We start from the raw sequence: 17,658 nt of genomic DNA on the forward strand, positions 1-17,658 counted from the left end.
GCGGGAGGTAGCTTTTATTACCGGTCCGACGGCGAAAAAGCCGTCGGACCGGTTGCTCCAAATCAATTCCAGCCCTGTGCCGTGATCGGAACGCGGTTGTCTCCTTTTGTATGGAGTAAAACTTCGTCTTTTTTATCGGTCATATATCCGATCACACTGATTTTTGGATTGTTTTTAATTTTATCATAATCACTTTGCGGAATTGTGAATAACAATTCATAATCTTCACCGCCATTCAAAGCCGCCGTTATTGGTCCGATATTCAGCTCCACAGCGCCCATATAGGTCTGTTCGTCGATTGGTAGCTTGTCTTCGAATACCAGCGCGCCAACGCCGGATTGTGAACAAAGATGTAACAGATCAGAAGCTAATCCATCGGAAAGATCAATCATGGATGTTGGAATGCAGCCTGCGCCCGCAAGCTCATAAACTACATCCATACGTGCTTCCGGACGTAACTGTCTTTGGATAACATATTCTTTCCCATCAAGCTGAGGCTGCATGTTCGGGTCTGCCAGGAAAACCTGTTTTTCTCTAACCAGTAACTGCAAACCGATATAAGCGCCGCCCAAATCTCCGCTGACGCATAAAAGATCACTGGCTTTTGCCGTATTTCTGTACGTAATCCTGTCTTTTGCGACACGTCCGAAAACGCTTACAGAAATAAATAATCCCGACAAGGAAGAAGACGTATCACCACCCACAAGATCCACGTTGAAATCTTTACAGGCTGCTTTCATGCCTTCATAAAGTTCTTCCACGGCTTCCACGGAAAAGCGGTTGCTCAGTGCCAAACCAATCGTAACCTGGCGCGGAATGCCATTCATAGCCGCAATGTCCGATACGTTGATGGCGATTGCTTTGTAACCTAAATGTTTTAAGGGGAAAAACGAAAGGTCAAAATGGACACCTTCCAAAAGAATATCTGTGGATAACAACCCGAATTCGGTTCCCAGATCTATAACGGCTGAGTCGTCGCCGATGCCTTTGATACTTTCCGGTAAATTATTTTTTAGTCCTTCGTTAAGTCTTTTAATAAGACCGAATTCGCCTAAATTGCTGATTTCTGTTCTTGATTCTGCCATGTTGCAAAGTTAGCTAAAATAGACGAAGCCATCTCTCGCAGGAAATGGCTTCGTCTATTGGAATAAATTTTTGTCCTTAAAAGTTCATAACGGTCTGTAACCGCAGATTTTTCACGGATTGGAAAGGCTATATTGATTGATGGTATTGCCTGTTTTTGCACTGGCATCTACCCGCGTCAGCACTACTTTGCTGTCGTCCAGTGAAGTAATGGTAAACTTGATTGTACCGTTCGTCCCGCTTGGCGCAGGTGCCAGACCGGAAAGCACCAGGGTTGTTTCGCCTTCCAGTGCCCATTTTCCAATAAAAGTATTTTTATCAAATTCTGTGTAAGTCGCCGTGCCATCGCTTGATAAAGCCAGCTTGAAATTGGAATATCTCGCCTCAACATTGCTTGCCCCTCCTCTTGTATAAACAACTGCAGTCCCATGTTTTACAGTTTCTGCCGTCCATGTCTTCGCTATACGCTCTGAAACAGGTTTTGTCTTATCTTTTTTACAACCTGCTGCTACAAGGGTGAGCGCCAGCATCATGCTCCAAAGCAAAGTATACTTTATTTTCATCTGATTTTTCAAGAATGGTTTTCTAATTAAACGCCAAGTTCAGATTTTTTAGTCTTATTATCAAAATATTCTGGAATGATCGTCTTAAATTCCGGCCAGAATTATCAAACGCGTCAGCGCAGGGAATAAAATTAAGTGCATGAAGGAATATACAAAGTCCCAGCTTGCGTTACGAAATGGCCAGGATCGCGAAGAGATATGGTGTGCCTACCAGGGACTTATTTATGATGTCACTGCATCCAGATTATGGCGAAACGGGCATCATTACGAACATTGGGCCGGCCAGGACCTCACCAAAGAGCTTGGCGATGCGCCGCATACGGAGCGCGTTTTCGAGCGTTTTAAAGTAATTGGTAAATTATCAGAACCTTTTTAATGATCATCGTTTGAAACAAAATACTTACTTAATTGCGGACAGCGGTTCTACCAAGACGGACTGGATTGTTGCGAGACCGGGAAAATCGCCGTTCCGTTTTCACTCCGGCGGGCTGAATCCTTTTTACCAAAAGAAAGAAGAGATTACCGTTATTCTGGAAAAAGAGGTTCTGCCTTATGTAACGACTCCGGTAGACGAGGTCTTTTTTTATGGGGCCGGTTGTGCGGATAAGGCTACCAGCCGCCCGATTTATGACGCTTTGGTGGATGCCCTGCCATCTGCCGAAATTATTGAAGTGGCTTCGGATATGCTGGCTGCGGCAAGAGGATTGTGTGGACACCAGCCGGGTATTACCTGTATTTTGGGGACGGGTGCCAATAACGCATTTTTCGATGGCACGCATATCGTTCATTCCATAGGCTCGCTGGGTTTTTGGCTGGGGGACGAAGGAAGCGGTTCTTATTTGGGAAAAACATTGCTCGTTCATTTTTTGCAAAATGAGCTGCCTGAAGATCTGCATAAGCAATTTGAAGAAAAATATCCGGGAACAAACCGGCTGGCAGTTTTGGAAAAAGTATACCGACAACCTTTCCCAAACCGTTATTTCGCAACCTTTTCACATTTTATTTCGAAAAACATAACCCATCCTTTTATCCATAAGCTGGTGGGTGACGCCTTTACGCTTTTTACGGAAAAATATATTCTGAAACATCAGGATGTGGATAAATATCCGGTTCATTTTACCGGTTCGATCGCTTTTTATTATCAGGAAATTTTAAAATCGGTGCTGGCCGAGAAAGGGCTGATCGCCGGCCGGATTTTAAAATCGCCGATGGAAACGCTTTTTGATTACCATTTACAAAGGGATCTGTAAATCATTGCTACCAACGAAATGTTCCTATTGGAACAAAAGCACCGAAACATCCGAATGTCTTTGTGCTGTCGAGGCATTTCGTTGGTAGCCCCCTGAAACGGGTCTATAACTTTTGTCGCGGAACCTACGTTATTAAGGGTAAGCAGTAGTGAAAAATTAGTTTATATTATTGATTTTTATAATAAACTATTAATCATTCTGTTACTGAGCTAATCGCATATAGCTAATTGCCAACAGCTCCTTAACTTTATTTAGAAATATTTTTTTCAATGCCGAGACGTTCCATTCGCTGGCTTACACTTTTTTCTGCGCTGCTGATTATTGGCGTGGTGATTACCCAGATCTATTGGGTAAAACAAGCGCTTGATCTGCGTCACAGGCAATTTAATCAGAATGCTCACGTGGCTTTGCAGGACGTGGCGCAGGAGCTTGCGTCGGTCAACGGGGTTATGCAGACTTCCAATCCAGTGGAGCAGCTTTCTCCGGAGTATTTTCTTGTTAACACCAACGCCACCACGCAACCCGATTTGCTCGAACATTTTATCAAAAACAGTTTTCAGAAACATAATCTGATCACGGATTTTGAAATTGGTATTTATGACTGTACGACAAACAAAATGCGTTATGCGATGTCGCTCAGCACAAAAACCAACGATAAAGCAAAGGCAAAAACGAATAACTGGGTTAAAACGGATAAATATCCTTACTATTTCGGTGTCCGGTTTCCCCAGCAGTCGGCTTACATCGTAGGCAATTTAAAAGGCTGGATATTGTCCTCCATGCTGGTGCTTTTGGCAGTCGGCTTCTTTGCCTATGCTTTGTTTGTGATTTTAAAACAGAAACATTTGTCAGAAGTACAGCGAAATTTTGTCAATAACATGACACACGAACTCCAAACGCCGATTTCGACCATCCGTATTGCGGCAGATGTGCTCAATTCTGATATCATTGTCACCCAGCCCGAGCGTCATAAACGATACGTGCATATTGTCCAGGAGGAAATTTTAAGATTGCAGACGCAGGTGGAAATGGTACTTTCCATGGCTAAGGCCGAGCAAAATGCTTTGACCTTAAAAAAGGAAAGTATTGATGTGCATCAGCTGATCGAATCGCTTTTGGTGCCGTTTGAGAGCAAGGTTAATCTGCGGTTTGAAGCGACACAGCCGTGCATTGACGCCGATCCTTTTCATTTAAGAAACATGATCACCAATCTGATCGATAATGCGATAAAATATTCTCCGGATAAGCCGGAAGTGCTCGTCAGGACTTTTAACAAGCGAAACAGCCTTGTTATTTGTGTCGAAGACAAGGGTTTGGGTATTGCGCCGGAATATCAGAAGAAGGTTTTTAACAAGTTTTTTCGGATTCCTTACGGTGATGTGCACAACGTGAAAGGCTCCGGAATCGGGCTTAGTTATGTCAAACAGATTGTCCGTTCGCATCACTGGCACCTCGAACTCGACAGCGTATTAGGCCGGGGAAGTATTTTCAAGATCTCCATTCCGCAGAAATAATCAAGCAGACCTTACCTATTACTAAAACACGGATAAAAGTTGAAAAAGAAAATTTTATACGTCGAGGATGACCCGAACCTGGCCTTTGCGACCAAAGATAACCTGGAAACTTATGACTATGATGTGGTCCATGCCGAAGACGGCGTTGAGGCGCTTGATTTTATCAATAAGGAGCATTTCGATATTTGTGTGCTGGATGTCATGCTCCCGAAAATGGACGGATTTACGCTGGCCGAAAATATCCGCAAGTCGGACAAGCAGGTCCCTATTTTGTTTCTGACGGCGAGAGCGATGCAGGAAGATAAGATCAAGGGTCTTGAACTGGGCGCCGAAGATTATGTCACCAAACCATTCAGCATTCAGGAGCTTATGCTTCGGATTGAAGTTATTTTAAGAAGAAATAATTCTAAAAAGCCGATTTCTGCCCAGCCGAAATTAAACGAAATCGGACATTACAGTTTTGATTTTCAAAAGCTCACGTTATCGATCAACGGCAGTTTGCAGAGCCTCACATTCCGGGAGGCCGAGGTGTTAAAATATCTTGCCGAACGCCCGGATCAGGTCATCCGACGCGATGAATTGCTGAAAGCGATCTGGGGTGACGACGATTATTTTATGGGCAGAAGTTTAGACGTTTTTATTTCCAGATTGAGGAAATATCTGTCCGCAGACCCTGTAATCCGCATTGATAATGTGCACGGTGTTGGTTTCCGGATGACGTACTAACATATTCTTTTTCAAATATCTTTCATTTTTATTTGCACTAAAATAATAAGTTCCTATATTTGCACCCTCATTTGGAAAAATTGATCGTCATGGCTAAGGTTTGTCAAATTACTGGTAAAAGAACACGCGTTGGAAATAATGTTTCTCACGCTAACAATAAAACAAAACGTAAATTCTTCCCGAATTTACAAAAGAAGCGTTTCTTCCTTCCTTCAACGGGAGAATGGGTTACGTTGAAAGTAGCTACTTCCGCTCTTCGTACAATCAACAAGAACGGTATTGAGGCTACAATCCAAAAGGCTTACGATAAAGGAACGCTTACGTTCTAAGAAATTTGCGAATTTATTGGAAAGGGACTTCTCTTATTCGGGGAGTCCTTTTTTTCGTCGATTCTTCAGATTTCAGGAATGGCTGCATTTCATTCGATCAGGTAAAGAAATTACAAATCCGGTAACTTGTTTGTCAGAATTCGCATGGATAACCTTTTCGAAAATCAAAACGTATTTCTTCTTTTAGGGTCCAATCTTGGCGAGCGGCTGCAAATTCTGCGGTCTGCCGTAGCGATGATTGAAGCCCGGGTCGGTTTTATTCAGTCGGCTTCTTCGGTCTATGAAACGGCTCCCTGGGGTGTTTTGGACCAGCCTGTTTTTTTGAATCAGGCATTGTCGGTTTCAACGGAATTGATGCCTGAGGAAGTACTACGCATAATCCTTGACATTGAACATGAGCTCGGCCGTGTCCGCTACGAAAGATGGGGCGCGCGGGTGATTGATATTGATATGCTGTATTACGGCAATCTGGTTCTGGATAGTGCCCGGCTGACTGTGCCGCATCCACGCCTGCACGAGCGGAGATTTGTACTCGCTCCCCTTCATGAAATTGCGCCCGATTTCATACATCCCCTACTGTCGAAAACGACAAAGCAACTTCTTGATGCATGTCCCGATCCTGGTGACGTTGAAAAAATTTCATAAAAAAAATACTACTTCTGCTTTTTCTGGACAAATAACATATTTGCCCATTCACTCTCTATTTTCGTTAGTTTATCATTTTTTTGTTTAAAACTAATCTCATTATCACTTGTTTTGTGGTGTAATTAAGTCCCGCTTAAATTTTATCTTCAGTGATATATGGGGGTAAACACCGGGACGGTTGTCATGGGAATAGGAAAAGTTCAATTTTATATACCGGTTGTAAACTTGCGCTTCCTGCCTTTTATCATTTACCAAATTATTAGCATGAAAAATAAAATACACAAAAAATGGTTCGGGCTTTTGCTGGTGTTATTTAGTTTGTCGGCATCGGCGCAGAGCAAACACACGGTGAGCGGTTATGTGAAGGATCATTCTAATGGTGAAGGTTTGATCGGTGTTTCGGTATATGTCCGGGAAGCGGAAACGGGCGTGGCGACTAATCCTTACGGGTTCTTTTCGCTGACACTGCCCGCCGGTACTTATACTTTGGTTTATACCTATATGGGTTATCAAAGGGTTGAAAAACCATTAACGCTGAATTCAGATCAGCGGATTGATATCGAAATGTCCGACGAAAGCCAGAACCTTAATGAGGTAACGATTTCGACGCGAAAGGAAGATGAAAACGTCCGCAGTATTGAAATGTCGGTCAATAAGGTGGAAATGAAAACGATCAAAAAGATGCCGGCACTCTTGGGTGAAGTTGATTTGATCCGAAGTATTCAGCTATTGCCTGGCGTGACCACGGTGGGTGAAGGCGCTTCGGGTTTCAACGTGCGTGGTGGGGATATTTCCCAAAACCTGGTTTTGCTGGATGAAGCGCCGGTTTATAACTCCTCTCACTTATTTGGTTTCTTCTCTGTTTTTAATCCGGATGCGGTGAAGGACGTCAAGCTGATTAAAGGTGGTATTCCTGCCCAGTACGGCGGTCGGATTTCTTCCATTCTTGATGTACGTATGAAGGAAGGAAACGCCAAGAAACGTGAAATAAACGGCGGTATCGGTTCCATTTTCTCCCGTCTTACCTACGAGCAGCCTTTTGCAAAAGGAAAGGGATCATTTATTGTGGCAGGTCGTCGTTCTTACATTGATGTGCTTGCAAAACCTTTCCTGAATAAAGATTTAAAAGATTCGAAATTTAATTTTTACGACCTGACGGCGAAAGTCAATTATCGTTTGGGTAATAAGGATACGTTTTACGCCTCGGGTTATTTCGGTAAAGATGTTTTCGGTGGCGGTGATTTTGGTTTTGGGTGGGGAAATGCAACGGCAACGGCGCGCTGGAACCACATTTTTTCCAACAAACTGTTCATGAACCTGACTGCCTATTACAGTAACTACGATTACAACCTGGGACAGAACGAAAATGATAAAAATGCAAAAGACCGGTTTGTATGGAATTCGAAGATTATCAGTAAGAGTATAAAACCTGATTTTACCTATTACATCACGCCAAACAACCAGCTTACTTTTGGCGGGCAGTATATCAATTATGATTCACGCCCGGGCAAAGCTACGGCCGTGTCGGAAGGCGAAGGGCTTAATCTTGACCTGCCTACACGCCGCGCGGATGAATCAGCGTTGTACATTGCCAACGAGCAAAAGTTAACGGACAAGATTTCTTTACAATACGGTATCCGTTATTCGTATTACCGCAGCCTTGGCCCTGGTATTGAATATGCCTACGGAGATACGACAGCCGGTGTCAGAAAACAACCTATTTTGCCAGGGAAAGAATATAAAAGTGGCGATGTGATCAAAACCTACGGAAACTGGGAGCCGCGTTTTGCAGTCAATATTGGGCTGAACTCGAGGACTTCTTTGAAAGTAAGTTACAACCGGATGTCGCAATACCTGCATTTGCTTTCCAATACGGCCGCGAGTTCGCCTTTGGATGTTTGGACGCTGAGTTCTTCCAACATCAAACCGGAGCTGGCGGATCAGGTTGCGCTGGGTTGGTTCCAGAATTTCAAGGACAACATGTATGAGGCTTCGGTGGAGGTTTATTACAAAAAGCTGCACAACCAGATCGACTACGTAACAGGTTCTGATCTGCTGCTGAATTCATTTGTTGAAGGGGATTTGCTGACCGGAAAAGGTAGGGCTTACGGTGCCGAGTTTTACCTTAAGAAAAACAAAGGCCGTTTAACGGGTTGGGTAAGTTACACGTTGTCCAGAACAGAAAGACAGGTAATGAGTATCAACAACGACGATTGGTTCCCAGCCCGTTTCGATAAGCCTCATAACTTTACCTCGGTGGCTATTTTTGAGTTGAACAAAAGACTGACGTTGTCATCCAACTTTACAATCGCGTCGGGTACACCGGCTACTTTTCCAACAAACGGGTACGGATGGGGCGGATTTTCTCTGGGGAACAATTATAACAATGCCCGGAACAATAACCGTATCCCGGCATACCACCGGCTGGATCTTGCAGCAACACTTAAATCCCGTAAAAAGCTTTTTGGTATCGGTGAAGGGGAATGGGTATTCTCGATTTACAATGTTTATAACCGCCGGAATGCATTCTCGGTGTACACACGCCAGAACGAGGATAAGCCAAGTGCAAGCGATAAAGCGCAGAATCTGCTGAGAACAGAAGCGGTGCGTTACTCGGTTATTGGCAGTCTGATTCCGTCTGTTACTTATAATTTTAAGTTTTAATCAGCCATGAAAAAGCAAAATATAAATACTTTAACACGTTTTTTTTCATTGTCATTCGTATTGCTTGTAATCATCGGATTGTCGGGCTGTGAAGATGTTATTGACCTGAAAACAGAAACCGGACCACCACAACTGGTGGTGGACGGGTGGATAACCAACCAGCCCGGAACGCAAACCGTCACACTGACCTGGTCTTCCGCTTATTTTGATACCAATCCGATCAAGCCTGTTTTGGGTGCAAAAGTGCGTGTTACTGACAATCTTGGCAAAGTATACACTTTTACAGACAGCGAGGGGACCGGGAAATATACCTGGGGGAAACTGGCGACCGATACTTTGGGACGCATTGGTGGAAAATATACCCTCCAAGTAGAACACGAGCAGGAAGTGTACTCGGCTAAAACCGAGATCAAACGCGTACCGAAAGTCGATTCAGTTGTGTATACGCACGAAACACTTCCCATTAAACCGGACAAAGATAAAGGACAACAAAAAGGATTCGTCGTTGAGTTTTATGCGAGGGATTTTGTCGGCACGGGTGATACCTACTGGATTAAAGAGGTGATCAACGGAAAAACCAATGTGGATAAGGCAGAAAAAATTTCCATTGCCTATGACGCGGCTTTTGGCGCAGGAGCTCCTTCGGATGGTTTGATATTTATTCAGCCGCTGAGACGGTCCATTACCTATGATTCATTGTATCAGGCGGGTAATCGTGTAGGCGTGGAGTTGCACAGTATCACCAATGAAGCCTTCTACTTTTTGCAGCAGGTTGTTGAACAGAGTGGGAACGGCGGGATTTTTGCTACGCCTATCGCAAACATTAAGTCCAACGTAACCAACGCAGACCCGAAAGGAAGAAAAGCGCTGGGGTATTTTGGAGCATCGGCAGTAAGTAAGATGGAAACGGTTATTGATCCTAAGAAAGCAAGACCGGAAGATTGACAGGCCGGCCGGACCAGCGTATTATGGAAACATAAAATGGTATTCGTAAACCTTCTTTTTAAAACCGTCAGGCGTATTGTCCTGGCGGTTTTTATTTGTAATGTGGCTTTTGGAGATAATAGAAGGGATTTTCTATTCTTTTTGTATCTTGGAATTTCCTGAAATTTAATCTTATGAAAAATTCACTCCTTCTTATTTTGTTATCTTGTACCATACAGGTTCATGCACAAAAACGCCCGCGAGAACTTGGAATCAAAATTGGTGTGATGCCAACCGGCCAGTTCAATGCCATAACCGATGTGCGTGGTGTCAAGGTAGGGCAGGTAACACTGGTAGAAGGCAAAGATATTCGGACGGGTGTTACGGCTATTCTTCCCCGGGACGGCAATCTTTTTCAGCAGAAAGTGTCGGCAGCGATTTATATCGGAAATGGTTTCGGTAAACTGGCTGGTTATTCTCAAGTGGAGGAATTGGGAACGCTGGAAACGCCCATTGTTTTAACCAATACCTTGAGTGTCCCTACGGTTGCCGATGCGTTGATCGATTGGACGATTAATCAAAAGGGAAACGAAAACGTTCGTCCGGTCAATCCGGTTGTGGGAGAAACGAATGATGGTTATCTGAACGATATCCGTGGCAGGCATGTAAAAAAGGAGCATGTGTTGCAGGCTTTGACCCAGGCGAAAACGGGTGCGGTGGAGGAAGGAAATGTGGGTGCAGGAACCGGTACAGTTTGTTTTAATTTCAAAGGGGGTATTGGAACAGCTTCGAGAAAACTTCCCGAAAAACTGGGTGGGTATACCGTCGGCGCATTAGCGCAGACAAATTTTGGCGGTATTTTAAAGGTAAACGGCGTACCCGTTGGCGAAGAACTGGGAAAATACGCATTTAAGGAATCACTCGATAAATCATCGGATGGATCGTGCATGATGATTATCGCCACCGATGCGCCGCTGGATGCAAGAAATCTGAAACGTCTGGCAAAACGTGCCATCATGGGCATGGCGGAAACCGGGGGGATTGCTTCCAATGGCAGTGGAGATTATGTCATCGCTTTTTCAACGGCCTACCAGATACCGCACGAAACGACACAGGGAACCTCCAGTGTCACGCTTTTGCACAACGACTATGTTTCTCCCCTTTTCATGGCGACGATCGAGGCGACGAATGAAGCCATTATAAATTCATTGTTCATGGCTAAAACTTCGGAAGGTACCCAAGGGTGCACTGTGGAAGAATTGCCAAAGGAAAAAGTGCTTCAAATCATGCGAAAATATGGCAGATTGAAGTAAATGCTTACTTATCCTTCTCATTATTTACCGTTTACCAAAATGATAATTCAGATAATTACGGCAAAGGACTTGCGATTGTAATATTTTGGTTTAAAATTTGCGGTTTAAATGAAAACCCGAATCGTGAAGACAGGTAAAGTTATTAACCAGACAATCAGCTTACTGCTAGCCGCCATGCTTTTGATGGTAGCTGGAGCGCGGTCGTGGTCAAATAATGCTGATACGATTCAGAAATACGTAAAAGGTGCCAAGACGATCAGCAAGGGTATAACCCAGGACGCAGCGTCAGACACATCCGACGACAATCAGGCAACGGTAAGCGCGCTTTCCTTGGATGCGGTTATTACACCGGCCATCTCGTTTGATTTCTCCCATTATTTTTATTTTGCTCCGCAGCCAGTCTGGCAATTTGTTGAAAGACAGCATATTGTTGAAGTCGCTTTTCAGGAGTCTCATTTTCTTTTCTCCTGCTTCAGCAGAGTTTTTGCCAGATACATTGTCACCAACGCCCCGTGACAATCCCCCGCTGACCATGCAGATTGAAAGTTGATATGCTGCTTTATCCGTGCGGCAGACTTTTATATTCTCGTGTCTGAAAATTTTGTATACCGGACTACGCGTCCCGAACTGCGCATCCCGGACCTTATCTTTTTTGAAAATTTCACATTTTTTACAAAACAATGACTAACAAGAATGGAATAATTGGGCTAACCATTGCGTTGGTCCTTATTAGTGCCTATTACCTTTCTTTTACGTTCGTTTCACGCAGCATTAAAGGAAAAGCTGTGACCTATGCTACGGACGCATCTGGAAAAGTAGATGACAAGAAAAAACAGCGTTACATCGATTCGCTATGGCGCGAGGAGGTATACCTGGGACAAACTTTGCAGGAAGTTATGGAGCGTGAGCTTAGCCTTGGTCTTGACCTTCAGGGCGGTATGCACGTAGTGCTGGAAGTTTCTCCTGCTGAGATCCTGAAAGGTATGGCTGGCGGAAACGCTCGCAGTGCTTCTTTCCAAAAGGCGCTTAAAGCCGCGGAAGCTGATAAGAAGGCAGACAACGGCAAATTCGTAAAGATTTTTGTTTCTGCTTTTAAAGAAGCTGCGCCAAATACAAGTTTGGCCAGTGTTTTTGCGACAAGTGCAAACCGTACTAAAATCAACAGTACTTCGTCGGACGGCGATGTTGTAAAAATGCTTAATACTGAAATTGACGGTGCTATTGACCGCGCATTTCAGATCACACAGGCTCGTATTGATAAATTTGGTGTAACCAACCCGAACATTCAGCGTTTGCCAGGTACCAACCGCGTTTTGGTTGAGCTTCCAGGGGTGGATAACCCGGAGCGTGTACGTCGTCTGCTTTCAGGTGCTGCGAAACTTGAATTTGCACAGGTTTATTTGACAAATGAATTGGCTCCGGCAATCGATCAGTTGGGCGGTTATTTGGTAAAAGAAGATGCGAGACTTAAGTCAGGTGCAAAAACCGTTAGCAAGGACACGGCTGCAACAGATACTACAAAAAGTTCAGGTTTGAGCGGTCTGGCTGCAAAGCTTGAACAAAAAGGAGATTCTTCTAAATCTGATACTTCTGCATTGGCTGCACAAAGCGCTGCTTTGACAAGCCTTTTTGTTCCAATGCCACAGGGATTGGGCGTTTATCTTAAAGATACGGCACGTGCCAACGAAATCATCCAGCGTCCGGAAGTTCGTGCGATGTTCCCTGCTGATCTTGTTTTCATGTGGGACCGCAAAGGAACCGCCGGTCAAAATAACCAGTTGATTCTTCCTTTGTATTTCATCAAAAAACAAAACGGACAGGCAGCTATGGAAGGTGATGTGATTGTGGATGCAACACATGACTACGATGACCGTGGCCGTCCGGAAGTAACGATGCGTATGAACGGTGAAGGCGCGCGTAAATGGCGTACACTGACTGCCAACAGCATTGGTCGCCCGATCGCGATTATTATCGATAACCTTGTTTACACGGCGCCTACGGTTCAGGGCGAAATTCCAAATGGTAACTCTAGCATCACGGGTAACTTCACCGTTGAAGAAACAAAAGATATGTCAAACGTGCTGAAAGCGGGTAAGTTGCCTGCTCCTACGCACATTGTTGAAGAAGCGATTGTTGGTTCTACATTGGGTTCAGAAGCGATTACTGCCGGTGTATTGTCTTCATTGATCGGTTTGGTTGTGATTTTGGTGTTCATGGTGGCTTATTACAGCGGTGCTGGTTTTGTTGCTGACTTAACCCTTCTTTTAAACCTGTTCCTTCTTTTAGGCATAATGGCTTCTCTTGGCGCTGTACTTACACTTTCAGGTATTGCCGGTATTGTATTGACGATTGGTATGGCCGTGGATGCGAACGTACTGATTTACGAGGGGATAAAAGTTGAGATTGCCGAAGGAAAACCTTTCAAGCAAGCGGTTTCGGAAGGTTTCAAACATTCGATGACGGCGATTATTGACTCAAACGTTACAACACTTTTAACAGGTATTATCCTGTACACATTTGGTTCAGGTCTGGTACTTGGTTTTGCAACGACACTTGTAATCGGTTTGATCACTTCTTTGTTCACGGCGATTTTCATTACCAGATTGTTCCTTGAATACCAGATCAGAAACGGTAGAGTTTATAAGTTCTATTCTGGACTGACAAAAAACTGGTTCAAGGATAACTCCTTTGACTTTGTATCGCAGCGCCGTCGTTTTTATCTTATTTCCTCTGTGATCATGGCTATTGGCGTTGGTTCATTCATCTTCAAAGGATTTGGTCTGGGTATTGATTTCAAAGGAGGGCGTTCTTATGTAATTCGTTTTGAAAAAAGTGTAGAAACGGATGAAGTACGTGAAATAATGAGCAATGAACTGGGTAGCTCACCTGAAGTGAAAACTTTCGGTGGATTTGACCAGGTGAAAATTACGACCGACTACCTGATTGAAGATACCGCCCCTGATGCTGATCAGAAAGCGGAACAGAAGATCATGGCAGGCATTTCAAAAGTTAAAGACAACAAAGGTGCAATTGTAAGCTCCAATAAAGTAGGTCCAACGATTGCTTACGATACCATGATCAATGCATTGTATGCGATCCTTCTTGCACTTGGCGCCAACTTTGTTTACATTTTCTTACGTTTCAAACGTCTGGCGTTCAGTTATGGTGCAGTCGTGTCGCTTGCGCATGACGTGATCATCCTTTTGGCTGTGTTCTCGCTGTTCAACGGATGGCTGCCATTCTCACTGGATATCGATCAGGCGTTTATTGGAGCGATTTTGACGATGATTGGTTACTCGATGAATGACACGGTTGTAATTTATGACAGGATCCGTGAGTATCTGAAAGATGATAAAGCAACAAACGAAACGCTTCCAACCATTATTAATAATGCCTTGAACAGTACTTTGAGCCGTACCGCGGTAACGGGTATTTCCGTAATGCTGGTATTGATCGTATTGATGATATTTGGTGGTGAAGTAATCCGTGGCTTTACGTTCTGTATGTTGCTTGGTGTAATTGTAGGTACTTATTCTTCACTGTTCGTAGCGGCACCGATTGTGGTTGACCTTTTACAGCGTGAAAAAATTAAGCAGGCCTCACTTGCAACGGTTGACACGGCGGCGGCTGCGCCTGCTAAGACAAAAGGAGCAAAAGCATAAACGTTTAAATAATAAAAGGGGGAAAGTATTTTACTTTCCCCCTTTTATTATTTAGCGAGGATGGACTTAGCAAATTTTATTTTAGTTTTATGAGATATTGATATAAATAACTACGATAACAAATACTATATGGCAAATCAACTTTGGGTAAAGAAGCCGATTGAGAAATTAATGCTCGAGTCGAGTGGGGAGGGAAATCAGTTAAAGAGGTCCCTTAGTTCGACCAGTTTAGTAGCCCTGGGTATCGGAGCGATCATCGGCGCAGGTCTTTTTTCCCTGACAGGCATTGCAGCCGCGGAACATGCCGGCCCTGCAGTAACCATTTCATTTATTTTGGCTGCTGTGGGTTGTGGGTTTGCGGGATTGTGCTATGCTGAATTTGCCTCGATGATCCCTATTGCGGGTAGCGCTTATACCTATTCCTATGCTACAATGGGTGAATTTGTTGCCTGGATCATCGGATGGGACCTTGTTTTGGAATACGCTCTGGGTGCCGCAACAGTATCCGTCAGCTGGTCACGTTATTTGCTTGAATTTTTAAGCTCATTTGGGATTCACCTGCCTGCACAATTGGTTTGCTCTCCTTTTGAAGTCGTAAAATTAAGTGACGGAACAATCATTGACAATGGTATCATCAACTTGCCGGCGATTCTTATCGTGTGCCTGTTGTCATTGTTTTTGATCAGAGGTACACAGGGCTCAGCGTTTTTGAACAATATTCTGGTATGTGTTAAAGTGGCGGTTGTGCTTGTATTTATCGCACTGGGATGGAGCCATATCGATCCACAGAACTATGTTCCTTATATTCCTGCCAACACAGGCAACTACGAAAACTTTGGCTGGTCTGGTATTGCTACCGGTGCGGCGGTTGTATTCTTTGCATTTATCGGTTTTGACGCGGTTTCTACCGCAGCACAGGAAGCCAAAAATCCGCAGAAAGGTATGCCCATCGGTATCCTTGGCTCACTTGTCGTTTGTACGATACTTTATGTGCTTTTCGCACACGTAATGACGGGTTTGGTAAAATATACGGAGTTTGCCAATGATGCGAAACCAGCTGCCACCGCATTCGCGAAAACAGGTTACGATACCCTGCAGACGGGTTTGATCATTGCGATTCTTGCAGGCTATACCTCTGTAATGCTTGTGATGCTTTTAGGGCAGAGCCGCGTGTTTTACTCGATGAGCAAAGATGGTTTGCTGCCTAAATTCTTTAGTTCGGTTCACCCGACATTCCGTACGCCATGGAAAACCAACCTTTTCTTCATGGTTTTCGTAAGTTTGTTTGCAGGATTTGTGCCTGTGAGTGACTTGGGGCACATGGTGAGTATTGGTACGCTGTTCGCATTCTGTCTGGTTTGTGTGGGTGTTTGGATGCTCCGTATTAAACGTCCTGAACTTCCGCGTTCATTCCGCACACCGCTGGTACCTTTTGTACCCATTATGGGAATCGTTGTATGTTTGTACCTGATGTACTCTCTGCCAATAGAAAGCTGGTACCGTCTGGCGATCTGGCTTGGACTTGGTCTGGCCATTTATTTCGGCTATGGCAAGAAAAATAGCAAGATAGCGAATGAGTAATAGCATTTTAGCTGTTAGCACTTAGCTTTTAGGCTGGACAGTCCGAAATAATAAAAAAAGTCCTTACATCCGAATTGGAATTGTAAGGACTTTTTTATGAATAAGAATTAAGTGTCGATTGCGGACAGCTGACGGCCGACAACCTTCTATATTCTTGCGAGCACGCGTTCAGAGACCGTTTGGCCTATGGAAAGTGAAGAAGTTGCTGCCGGTGAAGGGGCATTGCAAACGTTAATGGCTCCTTTGTTTTCGATGATGGAGAAATCATCCAGTAACCCGCCATCGTAGTCGCAGGCTTGTGCACGGACACCCGCTCCTCCCGGTATCAAATCTTCGCTCTGTACTTCGGGAATCAGTTCCTGTAAAGCCTTTGTGAAAGCAGCTTTGGAAAAAGAACGGTAATATTCCCCCATCCCCGTCTGCCAGTATTTCATGGCAACCTTTCTGAATCCCGGCCAGGCCAGCGCTTCAAATAATTCAGGGAAATTAATATCTGTTTTTTTATAACCTTCTCTTTTAAATGCAAAAACCGCATTCGGCCCTGCCTCAACGCCTCCCTCGATCATGCGCGTAAAATGCACGCCCAGGAAAGGGAAATTAGGGTCGGGAACGGGATAGATAAGGTTTTTTACCAAATGATGTTTTTCCGGGCGAATTTTGTAATACTCTCCGCGGAAAGGAATAATCCTTACTTTAACCTCTTCGGGCTGCGTCAGCTGCGCCACCTTATCAGAATACAACCCGGCACAGTTTACAACCAAACGCGTGCTGTAAGCATTTCCCGAAGCCGTTATGACTTCGCTGTGGGATTGCTGGCTTTTTATATTAACCACCTTCTCACTGAAACGGATCTCGCCGTCTAGTTTCTGAAGGTTCTCTGCGTATTTTTCACTTACTGTTTTATAATCGATGATACCGGTATAAGGCACCCAAATACCTTCCAGACCATTGACATGTGGTTCTTTTTCACGAATTTCTTCCTTCGTGATCATCCGGTTTTGTGTTAAACCGTTTTGTAAGCCCCTGTCGTACAGGTTTTTTAATAAAGGTATTTGCTCAGATTTGGTGGCAACCACAATTTTTCCGCAAAGATCATACGGTACTTCTTCCCGCTTGCAAAAATCGAGCAGCATTTCATAACCCCGGATGCAATTGGTGGCCTTAAGACTGCCGGGTTTGTAATAAAGCCCGGAATGGATCACGCCGCTGTTATGCCCGGTCTGATGTTTTGCCACGCCGTTTTCTTTTTCAAGCAGCAGCAGTTTTAGGGAAGGTTTTTGTTCTTTTATACGAAGAGCGGTGGCCAAGCCAACAATGCCTCCGCCTACAACAATGATATCATACATGTGATACTGGATTCTTTTTTACAAAGAAACGGGTTGAAACGCAATTATGCTTGCATTG

General features: G+C 44.2%; 15 protein-coding genes. 12 read left to right on the forward strand and 3 right to left on the reverse strand.

Going from position 1 to position 17,658, the window contains the following annotated elements:
• Positions 1–62: 62 nt before the first annotated feature.
• Positions 63–1,085, reverse strand: a complete 1,023-nt coding sequence (gene thiL / locus RB622_RS10035) for a thiamine-phosphate kinase (RefSeq protein ID WP_308046416.1) — start codon at positions 1,083–1,085, stop codon at positions 63–65.
• A 111-nt stretch (positions 1,086–1,196) separates the two neighbouring features.
• Positions 1,197–1,646 (reverse strand): hypothetical protein, encoded by a 450-nt coding sequence (locus RB622_RS10040; RefSeq protein ID WP_308046417.1) that lies wholly within the window; start codon positions 1,644–1,646, stop codon positions 1,197–1,199.
• Positions 1,647–1,785: 139 nt separating this feature from the next.
• On the opposite strand from RB622_RS10040, the gene RB622_RS10045 reads away from it, so the two are divergent.
• From RB622_RS10045 to RB622_RS10100, 12 genes are all read left to right on the forward strand, one after another.
• The gene (locus RB622_RS10045; protein ID WP_254561585.1) at positions 1,786–2,022 is read left to right on the forward strand and encodes a cytochrome b5 domain-containing protein; all 237 of its coding nucleotides are present in this window, start codon (positions 1,786–1,788) and stop codon (positions 2,020–2,022) included.
• 10 nt (positions 2,023–2,032) lie between these two features.
• Positions 2,033–2,896 carry an N-acetylglucosamine kinase gene (locus RB622_RS10050; protein ID WP_308046418.1) on the forward strand — a complete coding sequence of 288 codons (864 nt, stop codon included), beginning with the start codon at positions 2,033–2,035 and terminating at the stop codon, positions 2,894–2,896.
• Between the two features lie 269 nt (positions 2,897–3,165).
• Complete coding sequence (locus RB622_RS10055) at positions 3,166–4,410, forward strand: HAMP domain-containing sensor histidine kinase (RefSeq protein ID WP_308046419.1); 1,245 nt, start codon at positions 3,166–3,168, stop codon at positions 4,408–4,410.
• A 39-nt stretch (positions 4,411–4,449) separates the two neighbouring features.
• Positions 4,450–5,136, forward strand: a complete 687-nt coding sequence (locus tag RB622_RS10060) for a response regulator transcription factor (RefSeq protein ID WP_308046420.1) — start codon at positions 4,450–4,452, stop codon at positions 5,134–5,136.
• A gap of 89 nt (positions 5,137–5,225) precedes the next feature.
• On the forward strand, positions 5,226–5,465 hold the full coding sequence (gene rpmB, locus RB622_RS10065; protein ID WP_026632020.1) for a 50S ribosomal protein L28: 240 nt from the start codon (positions 5,226–5,228) through the stop codon (positions 5,463–5,465).
• Between the two features lie 144 nt (positions 5,466–5,609).
• Positions 5,610–6,110, forward strand: coding sequence for a 2-amino-4-hydroxy-6-hydroxymethyldihydropteridine diphosphokinase (folK, locus tag RB622_RS10070; protein ID WP_308046421.1), 501 nt, complete (start codon positions 5,610–5,612; stop codon positions 6,108–6,110).
• 264 nt (positions 6,111–6,374) lie between these two features.
• Positions 6,375–8,774, forward strand: coding sequence for a TonB-dependent receptor (locus tag RB622_RS10075; protein ID WP_308046422.1), 2,400 nt, complete (start codon positions 6,375–6,377; stop codon positions 8,772–8,774).
• A 6-nt stretch (positions 8,775–8,780) separates the two neighbouring features.
• Positions 8,781–9,719, forward strand: coding sequence for a DUF4249 domain-containing protein (locus tag RB622_RS10080; protein ID WP_308046423.1), 939 nt, complete (start codon positions 8,781–8,783; stop codon positions 9,717–9,719).
• 173 nt (positions 9,720–9,892) lie between these two features.
• Positions 9,893–11,011 carry a P1 family peptidase gene (locus RB622_RS10085; RefSeq protein WP_308046424.1) on the forward strand — a complete coding sequence of 373 codons (1,119 nt, stop codon included), beginning with the start codon at positions 9,893–9,895 and terminating at the stop codon, positions 11,009–11,011.
• 108 nt (positions 11,012–11,119) lie between these two features.
• The gene (locus RB622_RS10090) at positions 11,120–11,527 is read left to right on the forward strand and encodes a hypothetical protein (RefSeq protein WP_308046425.1); all 408 of its coding nucleotides are present in this window, start codon (positions 11,120–11,122) and stop codon (positions 11,525–11,527) included.
• 164 nt (positions 11,528–11,691) lie between these two features.
• Positions 11,692–14,673 (forward strand): protein translocase subunit SecDF, encoded by a 2,982-nt coding sequence (gene secDF, locus RB622_RS10095; RefSeq protein ID WP_308046426.1) that lies wholly within the window; start codon positions 11,692–11,694, stop codon positions 14,671–14,673.
• A 129-nt stretch (positions 14,674–14,802) separates the two neighbouring features.
• Positions 14,803–16,254: an amino acid permease gene (locus RB622_RS10100; protein WP_308046427.1), complete on the forward strand. Its 1,452-nt coding sequence runs from the start codon at positions 14,803–14,805 to the stop codon at positions 16,252–16,254.
• Positions 16,255–16,400: 146 nt separating this feature from the next.
• Here the strand turns inward: RB622_RS10100 and lhgO are convergent, their stop codons facing one another.
• Positions 16,401–17,600, reverse strand: coding sequence for an L-2-hydroxyglutarate oxidase (gene lhgO / locus RB622_RS10105; protein ID WP_308046428.1), 1,200 nt, complete (start codon positions 17,598–17,600; stop codon positions 16,401–16,403).
• Between the last annotated feature and the right edge of the window lie 58 nt (positions 17,601–17,658).

Source organism: Dyadobacter sp. LHD-138 (assembly GCF_030929615.1).
Taxonomy (GTDB): domain Bacteria; phylum Bacteroidota; class Bacteroidia; order Cytophagales; family Spirosomataceae; genus Dyadobacter.